General features: G+C 65.7%; 12 protein-coding genes and 1 pseudogene. 7 read left to right on the forward strand and 6 right to left on the reverse strand.

Going from position 1 to position 12515, the window contains the following annotated elements; translation table 11 throughout:
* Window positions 1–86: 86 nt before the first annotated feature.
* Both YUU_RS0114155 and YUU_RS0114160 read right to left on the reverse strand, forming a co-directional pair.
* A complete protein-coding gene (locus YUU_RS0114155; RefSeq protein ID WP_027522963.1) occupies window positions 87–1730 on the reverse strand; it encodes an acyl-CoA dehydrogenase family protein in 1644 nt (547 codons plus the stop codon).
* Between the two features lie 20 nt (window positions 1731–1750).
* A complete protein-coding gene (locus YUU_RS0114160; protein WP_051389740.1) occupies window positions 1751–2500 on the reverse strand; it encodes a M15 family metallopeptidase in 750 nt (249 codons plus the stop codon).
* Window positions 2501–2716: 216 nt separating this feature from the next.
* On the opposite strand from YUU_RS0114160, the gene YUU_RS0114165 reads away from it, so the two are divergent.
* The 4 genes from YUU_RS0114165 (at window position 2717) to YUU_RS0114180 (ending at window position 6969) form a co-directional block, all read left to right on the forward strand.
* Entirely contained in the window at window positions 2717–3670 is a 954-nt protein-coding gene (locus YUU_RS0114165; RefSeq protein ID WP_027522965.1) for an aspartate carbamoyltransferase catalytic subunit, read from the forward strand.
* A 5-nt stretch (window positions 3671–3675) separates the two neighbouring features.
* A complete protein-coding gene (locus YUU_RS0114170) occupies window positions 3676–4977 on the forward strand; it encodes a dihydroorotase (protein WP_027522966.1) in 1302 nt (433 codons plus the stop codon).
* A gap of 38 nt (window positions 4978–5015) precedes the next feature.
* Window positions 5016–5612, forward strand: coding sequence for a glycerol-3-phosphate 1-O-acyltransferase PlsY (plsY, locus tag YUU_RS0114175; RefSeq protein ID WP_027522967.1), 597 nt, complete (start codon window positions 5016–5018; stop codon window positions 5610–5612).
* A gap of 142 nt (window positions 5613–5754) precedes the next feature.
* Window positions 5755–6969, forward strand: a complete 1215-nt coding sequence (locus YUU_RS0114180) for a patatin-like phospholipase family protein (protein ID WP_027522968.1) — start codon at window positions 5755–5757, stop codon at window positions 6967–6969.
* Here the strand turns inward: YUU_RS0114180 and YUU_RS0114185 are convergent.
* The gene (locus YUU_RS0114185) at window positions 6961–8202 is read right to left on the reverse strand and encodes an amidase (RefSeq protein ID WP_027522969.1); all 1242 of its coding nucleotides are present in this window, start codon (window positions 8200–8202) and stop codon (window positions 6961–6963) included. The two genes, YUU_RS0114180 and YUU_RS0114185, sit on opposite strands and share 9 nt — an antisense overlap.
* A gap of 91 nt (window positions 8203–8293) precedes the next feature.
* Between YUU_RS0114185 and dprA the strand changes: the two are divergent.
* Window positions 8294–9431: pseudogene (dprA, locus tag YUU_RS50890) on the forward strand (DNA-processing protein DprA).
* Between the two features lie 133 nt (window positions 9432–9564).
* Here dprA and YUU_RS0114195 read toward each other — a convergent pair.
* Entirely contained in the window at window positions 9565–9975 is a 411-nt protein-coding gene (locus YUU_RS0114195; protein ID WP_027522970.1) for a helix-turn-helix domain-containing protein, read from the reverse strand.
* An 83-nt stretch (window positions 9976–10058) separates the two neighbouring features.
* Between YUU_RS0114195 and YUU_RS0114200 the strand changes: the two genes are divergently transcribed.
* Window positions 10059–10664 carry an FMN-dependent NADH-azoreductase gene (locus YUU_RS0114200; protein WP_027522971.1) on the forward strand — a complete coding sequence of 202 codons (606 nt, stop codon included), beginning with the start codon at window positions 10059–10061 and terminating at the stop codon, window positions 10662–10664.
* 72 nt (window positions 10665–10736) lie between these two features.
* Here YUU_RS0114200 and YUU_RS0114205 read toward each other — a convergent pair whose 3' ends face one another.
* Both YUU_RS0114205 and YUU_RS0114210 read right to left on the reverse strand, forming a co-directional pair.
* Complete coding sequence (locus YUU_RS0114205; protein WP_027522972.1) at window positions 10737–10919, reverse strand: hypothetical protein; 183 nt, start codon at window positions 10917–10919, stop codon at window positions 10737–10739.
* 163 nt (window positions 10920–11082) lie between these two features.
* A complete protein-coding gene (locus tag YUU_RS0114210; RefSeq protein ID WP_027522973.1) occupies window positions 11083–11856 on the reverse strand; it encodes an SDR family NAD(P)-dependent oxidoreductase in 774 nt (257 codons plus the stop codon).
* 106 nt (window positions 11857–11962) lie between these two features.
* Here YUU_RS0114210 and YUU_RS0114215 point away from each other — a divergent pair, with 106 nt between their 5' ends.
* Window positions 11963–12430 carry a helix-turn-helix domain-containing protein gene (locus tag YUU_RS0114215; RefSeq protein ID WP_027522974.1) on the forward strand — a complete coding sequence of 156 codons (468 nt, stop codon included), beginning with the start codon at window positions 11963–11965 and terminating at the stop codon, window positions 12428–12430.
* The last annotated feature ends 85 nt before the right edge of the window (window positions 12431–12515 follow it).

Here is a 12515-nt window from a genome sequence, read left to right on the forward strand (position 1 = left end):
ACTTTCGTTGGATGATCGCTGTCATTCCGGGGCGATGCGCAGCATCGAACCCGGAACGACAGACCAAGTGATCGACACAAAACATTTCAAGGCAGCGCTCGCTCGAGCAGCGCTCGCACGTCGGCACTCTCCAGCTCCACCGCGCCGTACATGCTGGCGTGACTGGTGGCGAGGCGTGTGGCGGCGAACAATTCGGCGTGCCGACGTGACACGACGTTGAGCGCGGCCGTTGCTGCAAGCAGTGCGAGCTTCTCAACCGCTAGCCGCGCGACCCGCTCGGAATCCTGCCGACGGAAAGCCTTATCAATGAAGGCCAATGCATCACCCACACCGGGAAGGCCGCTGGTTTCGGCTCTGAGATGCATCAGCACGTGGGCGGCCGCCTCGGGTTCACGCGCCAGCGCGCGCAGCACGTCGAGGCACATCACATTGCCCGAGCCTTCCCAGATCGCATTCACCGGGGATTCGCGAAAATGGCGCGCCAGGATGCCGTCTTCGACATAGCCATTGCCGCCGAGGCACTCCATCGCCTCGTAGAGGAAAGCCGGCGCGCTCTTGCAGACCCAGTATTTGATCGCGGGCGTGAGCAGCCGCATGTAGTTTGCTTCACGAGCGGCTTGGTGCGCTCGGTCGAAAGCCTGGCAAAGCCGCATCACCAGAGCGACCGTCGCCTCGACATGCAGTGCCATGTCCGACAGCACCGCCTGCATCAGCGGCTGATCGGCGAGATGTTTTTGGAACACGCTGCGATGACGCGCGTGATGCAGCGCTTGCGCCAGCCCCGAACGCATCAGTCCGGCGGAGGCGATCGCGCAATCCTGCCGCGTCAGCTGCACCATCTGGATGATGGTGCGGATGCCCTTGCCCTCCTCGCCGACGGCTTCCGCATGGGCGCCGACGAACTCGACCTCGGAGGACGCATTGGACCGGTTGCCGAGCTTGTCCTTGAGACGCTGGAACTGGATCGCGTTGACCGAACCATCCGGCGCAAAGCGCGGCATGAAGAAACAGGTCAGCCCGCCCTCGGCCTGCGCCAGCACGAGGAAGGCGTCGCACATCGGCGCCGACATGAACCATTTATGGCCGGTGATGCGGTAGGCGTTCCCATCGCGCACCGCGCGCGTCATGTTGGCGCGTACGTCGGTGCCGCCCTGCTTCTCCGTCATGCCCATACCGAGCGTCATGCCGCGCTTCTCCCACCACGGCGCGAAGCTTGGATCGTAGCTCTTCGTCGACAGCACCGGCATCACGCGCGCGAGCAGATCAGGCTGCATCGCAAGCGCCGCGACAGAGGCGCGCGTCATTGTGATCGGGCACAGATGTCCGGTCTCGACCTGTGAGGCAATGTAGAACTTTGCCGCGCGGATGACCTCGGCCGCATCGCCGGCAGGCTTTCCGTCCGTAGTCCAGGTGGAATTGTGCACACCGGCATGCGCGCTATGCGCCATCAACTCGTGATAGGCGGGATGAAACTCGACCTGGTCGCGACGGTTGCCCTTGGCGTCAAAGGTGCGGAGCTTTGGCGTGTTCTCATTGGCGATGCGCCCGCGCTCGGCCATCGCCGCCGAGCCCCAATGCCGGCCGAACGCCGACAGCTCCTGTTCCGCCGCAGCACCGCCATTGGCCCTGACTGCATCCACCAGAGGGCGATCTGCTGCAAACAGGTCGACGTCCTCCAGAGGCGGCGACTGGTTGAAGACCTCGTGGGTTGCGAAGCTCGGCTGGGTCATGGCGTGTCCTCGGACCGGAATCAGTTCCGCCGCGGCTGGATCGGGAAATCATAGGCTGCCCCGCCCGCCCCCGGCAGGGAAAAATGCCACCACTCCTTCGAATAGTTCACAAAGCCTTGCCGGGCCATCACAGCGACCAGCCGCTTGCGCCAGGCGCGCTGATCGGCCGTGATCGACGGTGCAGCGGTATGGCCCTTCGCATCCGTGCAGTCATAGCCGGTGCCCATGTCGACGCTGCCTTCGGGCGGCCGGGCCTCGACCGGCGCCGTGCAGTCGGCGTAGGACCTGGCGGGATCAAATTTGGCGGAGTTGTCAGCCCTGAGATCGACGAGTGTCAGATCGAGCGCAGCACCGGTGGAATGCTGCGAGCGGCTCGCGATGTAACCGAGCCGGAACAGCTCCGTCTTGGGAATCTTGGGATTGTAGCGCCGCTCGGCCGCCGGCTCGCGGCCGTTCTGCGCCCATGCCACCATATCGAGCGACGCGCGCACCGGGCGGTAGCAATCGAACATCTTCAGCGAAAGGTTTTGGCTGGCGAGCTCCTGCTGGATCGCTTTCAGCCTCAGCCCCACCTCCCGCTTCACCACGCATTCGCCGGCGCCGTAGCCGCTCAGCGGATGGCTGGTGAAGTTGTTCGAGGTCGCGTAGCGGATGTCCTGGATGATGGTGGGATCGATGTCGCGCAAGTACACGAAGCCGCCGGGGAGCGTTTGGGCGTGGGCGAAGGAAATTGAGACGATTGTTACAATTGCAATCAAGATCAGCTTCACGGAGCACTTCCCATCTTTCCGTCGTCATTCCGGGGCGATGCGACGGGACCGCACAAAGCGCGGCCCGGAGCATCGAACCCGGAATCTCGAGATTCCGGGTCTGGCGCTGACGCGCCATCCCGGAATGACGGTGTATCAGACTGATCAGGGGATAACTCACTTCCCTACCTTTGGCCCTTGCCCCCTTACCCATCCCCGCCTATAGCTCTGCTTTTAATGACCCCTGCATCGAAATCGACCTTCGTCCTCGGTCACCGGCATCTGCTGGGCATCGAGGGCCTTTCCGCTGCCGACATCACCGGCCTCCTCGACCTGTCCGAAGAATATGTCGAGGTGAACCGCCAGGTGGACAAGAAACGCGCCGTCCTGCGTGGGCGGACGCAAGTGAACCTGTTCTTCGAGGCGTCCACCCGCACCCAATCCTCGTTCGAGATCGCCGGCAAACGCATGGGTGCCGACGTCATGAACATGTCGGTCTCCTCCTCCTCCATGAAGAAGGGCGAGACGCTGATCGACACCGCGGTGACGCTGAATGCCATGCACCCGGACATCCTGGTGGTGCGACATCACGCCTCCGGCGCGGTGGAACTTCTGGCCCGCAAGGTTGACGGTTCCGTGATCAATGCCGGCGACGGCGCGCATGAGCATCCGACGCAGGCGCTGCTGGACGCGCTGACCATCCGCCGCAACAAGGGCCGGATCGAGGGCCTCGTGATCGCGATCTGCGGCGACGTCCTGCATTCGCGCGTCGCCCGCTCCAACATCATCCTGCTCAACACCATGGGCGCCCGCGTCCGCGTCGTCGGGCCGTCCACGCTGCTGCCGCCCGGCATTGAGCGGATGGGCGTCGAAGTTGCGCGCGACATGCGCGAGGGCCTGGAAGGCGCTGATATCGTCATGATGCTGCGGCTCCAGCGCGAGCGCATGAACGGCTCCTTCGTGCCGTCCACCAGCGAATACTTCAACTATTTCGGCCTCGACCAGAAAAAGCTCGCCTACGCCAAACCCGATGCGCTGGTGATGCATCCCGGTCCCATGAACCGCGGCGTCGAGATCGACACAGCGGTCGCCGACGGCGCCCAGTCCCTGATCCGCGAACAGGTGGAGATGGGCGTCGCCGTACGCATGGCGGTGCTGGAAGCGCTCGCCCGTAACCTGCCGAACGCGTGATGCCAATGCTAACCGACCGCCGCCCGATCCTGCTCGCCAACGCCCGCGTCGTCGATCCCGCCAGGGATTTTGACGGCATCGGCGACGTCCTGATCGCCGACGGCACGATCCGCGAGACCCGCCGCGGCATCGGCGCAGCCGGCGTCCCCGAGGGCACCGACATCGTCAACTGCTCCGGCAAGATCGTGGCTCCCGGCCTGATCGACATGCGCGCCTTCGCCGGCGAGCCGGGCTACGGTCATCGCGAGACCTTTGCGAGCGCGAGCCAGGCGGCCGCGACCGGCGGCATCACCACCGTGATCTGCCAGCCGGACACCTTACCCGTCATCGACAATTCGGCGACCGTCGACTTCGTGATGCGCCGGGCCCGTGACACCGCGATCGTCAACATCCAGCCGATGGCCGCCCTGACCAAGGGGATGCGCGGCGAGGAGATGACCGAGTTCGGTCTCCTGAAAGCCGCCGGCGCGGTCGCCTTCAGCGACGGCGACCGAAGTGTCACCAATGCGCAGGTGATGCGCCGCGCCCTCACCTATGCGCGCGATTTCGACGCGCTGATCGTGCATTACACCGAGGATCCCAACCTCGTCGGCGAAGGCGTCATGAACGAGGGCGAGTTCGCGACCCGCCTCGGCCTGATGGGCATCCCGAACGCCGCGGAAGCCGTGGTGCTGGAGCGCGACATGCGCCTCGTCGCGCTGACCGGCGGCCGCTATCACGCGGCCTCGCTCTCCTGCATCGACTCGCTCGATATTCTCAAGCGCGCCCGCGACGCCGGTCTTGCCGTCAGCGCCTCGGTCTCGATCAACCATCTCGCACTGAACGAGAACGATATCGGGCCTTACCGGACGTTCCTGAAACTGTCGCCGCCGCTGCGCACCGAGGACGACCGCCGGGCGCTGGTTGCGGCCGTCGGCTCTGGCCTCGTCGACGTCATCATGTCCGACCACAATCCGCAGGACGTCGAAGGCAAGCGGCTGCCGTTCGCGGAAGCAGCTCCCGGCGCGGTGGGCCTCGAGACCATGCTGTCGGCGGGCCTGCGGCTGGTGCATAATGGCGAGATGGAACTGAAGACGCTGATCCGGGCGATGTCGACCCGGCCGGCCGAGCTGCTCGGCCTGCCCGGCGGCACCTTGCGCACCGGCGCGCCGGCCGACGTCATCGTGATCGACGCCGACACGCCCTGGGTGCTCGATCCCGCCGACCTCAAATCGCCCTGCAAGAACACGCCGTTCGACGAAGCCCGCTTCTCGGGCCGCGTGGTGCGCACCATCGTCGGAGGACGAACGGTGTTCGAGCATGTCTAATCATGCGCGGGAAATACGCCGGACATGGAGATGTGGCGATGGGAATTGAAGCTGTCCTGCCAGTTGCATTCCTTGTCGGCTATTTCCTGGGCTCGATCCCGTTCGGGCTCGTCCTGACACGCCTTGCAGGCACGCAGGACCTGCGCTCGATCGGCTCGGGCAATATCGGCGCCACCAATGTGCTGCGCACCGGCCGCAAGGGACTGGCGGCAGCGACGCTACTGCTCGACGCACTCAAGGGCACGGTTGCGGTGGTGGTTGCGGGCTATCTCGCCGGGCCCGATGCAGCGATTCTGGCAGGCCTCGGCGCCTTTCTCGGCCATCTCTTCCCGGTCTGGATCAAGTTCAAAGGCGGCAAGGGCGTTGCCGTCTATATCGGCATCCTGCTCGGCCTGTTCTGGCCGGGAGCGCTGTTCTTCTGCCTCTTGTGGCTCGCAACCGCCTTCACCACCCGCTACTCCTCGCTCTCGGCGCTGGTGGCGGCCTTCGTGACGCCGATCTTCCTGTGGTGGTTCGGCCACCTCGCGCTCGCCTCGCTGTTCGCGGTGCTGACACTGCTGTTGTTCTACATGCACCGCGAGAACATCAAGCGGCTGCAGTCGGGCACCGAGGGCCGGATCGGTCAAAAGGGCTGAGTCCGGAAAAAGTACGGATACCGACGCAGGCCGTCCGCATTATATTCCAATTCCTGTTCGCAACTCTTGTGCTGACAGTGGCAAAGGAGTTCCATGCCTGTCATCCTCAGGGATGACAATTGCGTCATCCGGTTTGCGTCCGATGAATGAGAAGACCGACGTTACGCATGATCGACTAACTCAGCGCAGCGCCACTGATGCGCCCGCGCAAGCTTGCGGCACCGCTGCGAGCCGCCTGCTCTCTTTGACGAACATCTGGTCAAGCGCCTCCGAATCGCCCGTCGCGGAGGCGCCCGTTCCGAAACCACCGCCCGCCCGCGAAGATATCGCGCCCCCCGTAGCGCCGCCGATCGAACGGCCGGCCCCTGCCCCCGCCATCACGAACGCGCGCCCCTCTACCGCCTGGCCGCCGCGAAAGCTGTCGCTGGCGTTGCAGGGCGGCGGCACCTTTGCCGCTTTCACCTGGGGCGTGCTGGAGCGGCTGCTGGAAGAGCCGGGAATCGAATTCGACACCATCAGCGGCGCCAGTGCCGGCGCCATCAACGCGCTGCTGGTCGCCTGTGGCCTTGCCGAGGGCGGCCGCGAGGGCGCGCGGGCCCGCCTCGAGCGGTTCTGGGTACGGCTGATGCACGAGGCCTCGTTCCGCTCACTAATGCTGGTCGGCGGCTTTTCGCCGGCAGGAAGCTCCGTGGCATTCGGGTCGACGCTGCGCTCCGGCCAGTTCGATCCGTTCGATCTCGATCCGCTGCGGCAGGCGCTGTCGCGCGACATCAATTTTGCGGCGCTGCAGGCCAAGGCCTGCCCGAAACTTCTCGTCGCAGCGACACGGATCCGCGACGGACACCTGCAGGTGTTTTCGAACGACGCGATCACCGCCGACGTCGCGCTGGCCTCGACCTGTCCGCCTTTGGTGCATTGCGCCATCGAGATCGACGGCGAGGCCTATTGGGACGGCGGCTATGGCGGCAATCCGCCGCTGGTGCGGCTGGTGCAGGAGTCGCGCGCGTCCGACGTGCTGGTCGTCCAGGTGACGCCCTCGCGCGACAGCTACGTGCCGATCACGCTTGCTGCGATCGACCGCAGGCTCGACCAGATCGCGGCCAACGCCGCGCTTAACGCCGAGCTCGCCGCGGTGGAATGGGCGCGCGCCGGCTCGGCACCCGCGCTACGCCTGTTCAGGATCGCGGCGGAAGACGAGATCGAGGGGCTGGCGCAGCGCTCATCGACCGATCTTGGCCGCGGCTTCATTCGCCTGCTGCACCGGAGCGGCCGCACAGCTGCCGACCGCTGGCTGCGGCAGGAGACGCGTAGCGAGCCGTCCGTTCAGCGCACGCCTGCCGAGCCCGCGCTAGCTTGACGCCGCGAGCGCGTTCTCGAGGAAGCGCGCGGTGGCCAGCGCGCCCGCATCATTGCCGAAGCGCGCGATCACCTGCACGCCGACCGGCAGGCCGTCCACCTTCAGCGCAGGCACGTTGACGCAAGGATTGCCCATCAACGTCCACAGCCGGTTGTAGCGGGGATCGCCGGTCGATGAGAGCCCCTTTGGCGCGGTGCCCGGCGCGGAATAGGTCAAGAGCACATCGACACCCTCAAAGACTTCGCCGAGCTCGCGGCGGCCGCGGCGGCCAGTCCGGCGCGCCTCGTCATATTCGCGCGGCGTGACCCCGACGCTCGCATCGAGGGTCGCGCGCAGCATCGGCGCGATCTCGTCGTGACACTCGGAAAACTCCCAGGCGAACGCACGATGCGCCTCGAACACCTGGATGACCGGATGAATGCGCCAAGCCTCCCGCACCAGTTCCGGCAGGTCGACGCTCTCGACGCTCGCGCCGGCGCGCTTCGCAGCCTTGATCGCGGCGGCGAGCCCCTCTTCGGCTGCGGGCTCGACCGGACCGGCGAACTCCTGCCTGACCACGCCTATGCGCGGCGAGGTCGCCGGGCTGATGTCGGAGAATTCGGCACGACCGGTCATCGCAAACAGCCCGCGCGCGACGTCGTCGACGCCGGCACCGAACAGGCCGACCGTATCGAGCGCCCAGGAGAAGCACTTTACGCCTACCGTCGGCAGCAGCCGGAACGACGGCTTGATCGCCGCGACGCCGCAATAGGCCGCGGGCCGGATCACCGAGCCGCCGGTCTGCGTGCCGAGCGCGAGCGGGATCATGCCGGCAGCCACGGCTGCCGCCGAGCCCGCGGAGGAGCCGCCCGGCGTGTGGCCGGGATTGTGCGGATTGAGCGTGACGGTCGGATCGTTCGCGGCGAAGGCGGTCGTCGTGGTCTTGCCAATGACGGTGGCCCCGGCCCGCTTGAGCATCATCACCACCGGTGCATCCGCGCGCGGCTGCCAGCCACGATAGATCGACGAGCCCATCTCGGTCGGGAAATCGGCGGTGTCGACGATGTCCTTGATGCCGACCGCAATGCCGCGCAGCGGACCCGAGCCTTGCGCCTTCGCCGATTTGGCGTGACAGACGAAGGCCCGGACAACCTTCTCCCGCGCCTCGATCGCCTCAAGCGACTGCGCGATCGCGGCATCCGGCGAAAGCTCGCCCCTCTCGATGCGGCGCTGGATGTCGGCGAGTGAGATCATGGCGAAATCCTTCTTGTTGGAAGCGCTTTTAGCATCGGAACGAGGTCGCGCAAGCGCAGGCCCCCTGTTGCCCACGCGCCCAGGTTGTTCCATGCTGCGCGCGCAAGGAGACACCGTGGACGCTATCACGAACACAACAACCCTCACCGAGGCCGACAGGATCGACCGCTTGCGTCTGATCCGCTCGGACAATGTCGGCCCGCGCACCTTCCGCTCGCTGGTCGATCACTTTGGTAGCGCACGCGCGGCGCTGGAGCGGCTGCCCGAGCTTGCGCGGCGCGGCGGCGCGGTCGGGGCGCATCTGCTCCGCAGATGAGGCCAGGGCCGAGCTCGCGGCAAGCCGGAAACGCGGCGTGAACTGGCTCGCGCCCGGCGAGGACGGCTATCCCTCGCGCCTTGCGACGATCGACGACGCGCCGCCGCTGCTGGCGGTGCGCGGCGACGCCGCAACCTTGATGCGGCCGATGATAGCGATCGTCGGCTCGCGCAATGCCTCCGGCGCCGGGCTCAAATTTGCAGGCCAGCTCGCACGCGAGCTCGGCGAGGCCGGCTTCGTGGTCATCTCGGGCGTTGCCCGCGGCGTCGACCAGGCCGCACATCGCACGAGCATCGCAACCGGCACGGTCGCAGTGCTCGCCGGCGGCCATGACTGCATCTACCCACCCGAGCATGAGGATCTGCTCGCCGCGATCATCGACCAGAGCGGCGCTGCGATCTCCGAAATGCCGCTCGGTCACGAGCCGCGCGCCCGCGATTTTCCTCGCCGCAACCGCCTGATCTCGGGCGCCTCGCTCGGCGTGGTCGTGGTCGAGGCGGCGCAGCGCTCGGGCTCGCTGATCACCGCGCGCATGGCGGCCGAACAGGGCCGCGAGGTCTTTGCCGTGCCGGGCTCGCCGCTCGATCCGCGCGCCGCCGGCACCAATGACCTGATCAAGCAGGGCGCAACGCTCGTGACGGAAGCCGCCGACATCATCAATGCGGTGCAGCCGATCATGGAACGGCCGGTGATGCATCCGGCCGGCGAGCCTGACAGCGAACCGTTTGAAAGCGATCCGCAAGGGCAAGACCGGGATCAGATCACCGGCCTGCTCGGCCCCGTGCCGATCTCGATCGACGATCTCGTGCGGATGTCCGGCGCCTCGCCTGCGATCGTCCGCACCGTGCTTCTAGAGCTCGAACTCGCGGGACGTCTGGAGCGCCACGGCGGTGGTCTGGTCTCGCTCCTCTAGAAAAAGATCGAAAACAACCCCATGCAAAAGTAGAAAGCCCGCCACGGGCGGGCGTCGCAGGGCTTCTCGCCGCTCCCGAGGTGAACCGGGCTAAATCGCTCCAACCAAAGGAGATTCAGCCCAACAGCTCAGATCAGCCCTCATTGCGCTTGTCGAAGCGCGCCCGCGCCGCCTCGATTTCCGTCTGGTGCGCCTTCGCCCACATGCCGAGCGCCTCGACCGGGCGAGCCAGCCCGCGGCCGAGATCGGTCAGTTCATAATCCACGCGCGGGGGAATGGTCGGAAAGATTGTGCGCGTGACGAGCCCGTCGCGCTCCAGCCCGCGCAGCGTGAGGGTCAGCATCCGCTGCGAGATGCCGGCGATCATGCGCTTGAGCTCATTGAAGCGCTTCGGCCCGTCGCCGAGCATCATGATCACGAACACGCTCCATTTGTCGCCGACCCGGGCAAGGATGGAGGCGACGCCGCGGCAGTCGGAATGGTCGGGATGCGGCACCGGCAGGGCGGGCAAATGGCTGTGTGTCGGTTTCAAAGATGTGCCCATGGCTCAAAAAAGTGCGTTCTTGCGGGGATTTCGATAGTCACTCATGTAGTGCGGGTTACAAATCTATACCATGGGTGACCCAAATGAAACTCCTCCACATCGACTCCAGCGTGCTCGGCCCCCACTCCGTTAGCCGGCAGGTTTCGGCGGCCGTCGTCGACCGGCTGCGCCAGGCCACGCCGTCCCCTGAGATTGTTTATCGCGACCTGACCCAGGTGCCGCTCGCGCACCTCTCCGGATCGCATCTCGCCGCCGCGCAAGGCGGCCCGGCGCCGGCAGAACTCGGGCCCGACCTCGCCGCCAGCAAGACCGTGCTGGATGAATTCCTCGCCGCCGACATCGTCGTGATCGGCGCGCCCATGTACAATTTCACCATCCCGAGCCAGCTCAAGGCCTGGATCGACCGCATCATCGTGGCAGGAAAGACCTTCCAGTACGGCGCCACCGGACCTGAAGGGCTTGCCGGCGGCAAGCGCGTGATCGTGGCGATCTCCCGCGGTGGCTATTACGGCGCCGGTACGCCGCTCGCTGCCCTGGAGCACCTCGAAACCTATCTGCGCAGCGTGTTCGGCTTCATCGGGATCAGCCCGGAATTCATTATCGCTGATGGCATCCAGGTCGGACCGGACCACCGCGAGAAGGCCATCGCAGGCGCGCTTCAGGCCGCGACCAGCCTGCGCGCGGCCTAGGCTTCTCGCCAACGCCATCTGTCGCCGCCACCTGCGGGCGGCGGCAGTTGCATCAGCGCATCTGTCGCAAAGCTAAAACCACATCCCCTGAATGCCCAGGATGACGGCGACCAGCGAGATGAGCAATCCAATGCCGGAGAACAAGGCGACCGCAACGAACTGGTGCGTGTCGGATTTCTTCGCGGGGATGGCGGAACGTTCGGTGTAAATACGCGGTGCTGAAATCGACGAAAAAATGCGAGCGGCTTTCGGCATAACGGGCTCCCTTAAACGGGTCTTATGACCCTGCCCGTAGAAATGTCTGTGCAGCGCACGCCAAGGTTCAACCAGATCACGCACTGTTTTGGAAATACGTCTCAGGGATGAGGGAACCGGCCGGCGCAACCGCGCGAGGCCGGTTCAATTTTCACTTCATCGATCAACCGCGAAAGATCGGCGCGCCCGCAGGCGAGCCGGTCGCACCGCCATCGACGAAGATCTCGGCGCTCTGCACATGAGCGGAATCATCGGAGGCGAGGAACAGCACCGTCTTCGCAATGTGATCTGCTTCACCAATTCGGCCGAGCGGCGTCGTCCTGGCGATGCGGCTCTCCAGCGCGGCAAATGCCTCGTCGGTCGGTGCGGTGCCCTTCCAGATCGGCGTGCGGGCCGCGCCAGGCGCCACCACGTTGACGCGGATTCCGCGCGGCGACAGTTCGGACGCCATCACGCGCGCCATCGCACGCACGCCGGCCTTGCTCGCGGCGTAGGCGGAATAGCCGGGATTGCCAAGCACCGAGATCACCGAGCCGTTGAGAATGATGGAGGCGCCGTCATTGAGATGCGGCAGCGCCGCCTGCACGGTGAAGAACACCGAGGTGATGTTGGTGCGAACCACCTGCTCGAAGGCGGACAGCGTGGTGCCGCCGAGCGGCGTGTTGCCGGGAATGCCGGCATTGGCGAAGACGATGTCGAGCTTGCCGAATTTTTCGACCGCGCGCGCGATCGCCTTCTCGGTCGCGGCGACGTCGTTGATGTCGGCTTCCACCGCAAGACCGTTGGCCCCGAGTTCCTTCGCGGCAGCCTGCAGCGTCTCCTTGTTGCGCCCTGTGATGGTGACCTTGGCGCCCTCGGCCACGAACAGCTTTGCCGTCGCCAGGCCAATGCCGCTATTGCCGCCGGTGATGAATGCCGTCTTGCCCTTCAGCCTCACGTTCGCCTCCGTTGGTTGCATAATGAAACTGGATTGCCATCTAGGGCATCCGGTTTTATAATGCAACCACACAAGCGCGTGATCGGCGCATGATGGGAATGGCACGATGGTGAAACGAACGAGCTTTGAGGGCGACTCCTGCCCGATCGCGCGATCGCTCGAAGCGATCGGCGACTGGTGGTCGCTCCTCATCATCCGCGAGGCGCTGTTCGGCGTGCGCCGCTTCGGCGAGTTCCAGGGCAAGCTCGGCATGGCCAAGAACATCCTCGCAACGCGCCTGCGCGCTCTCGTCGACCTCGGCATCCTGAAGGTCGCCCCCGCCTCCGACGGCAGCGCCTATTCTGAATATGTCCTCACGCCGAAAGGCCACGGCGTCTTCCCGGTCCTGGTCGCGCTCCGGCAATGGAGCGAGGAGTTCGACGACCACCCGGAGGAGATCGCGACCATTTTGGTCGATCGCGACAAGGGCCGCCCGGTGAAGAAGCTCGAGCTGCACGCGGAAGACGGGCGGGTGCTGACTGCCGTCGACACCACGCTCAAGGCGCGGCCGCGGCGGAGCCGGAGCGCAGGTTAGCGGATGTCAGCTTGTCTGGAAACGCTCCGCTTGTCAGAGCATGCCCGGCTCTGACGAGAGAAGATCGGCCCACTGAGCAATCCAA

The organism is Bradyrhizobium sp. Ec3.3 (assembly GCF_000472925.1).
In the GTDB taxonomy this organism is placed as follows: Bacteria; Pseudomonadota; Alphaproteobacteria; order Rhizobiales; family Xanthobacteraceae; genus Bradyrhizobium.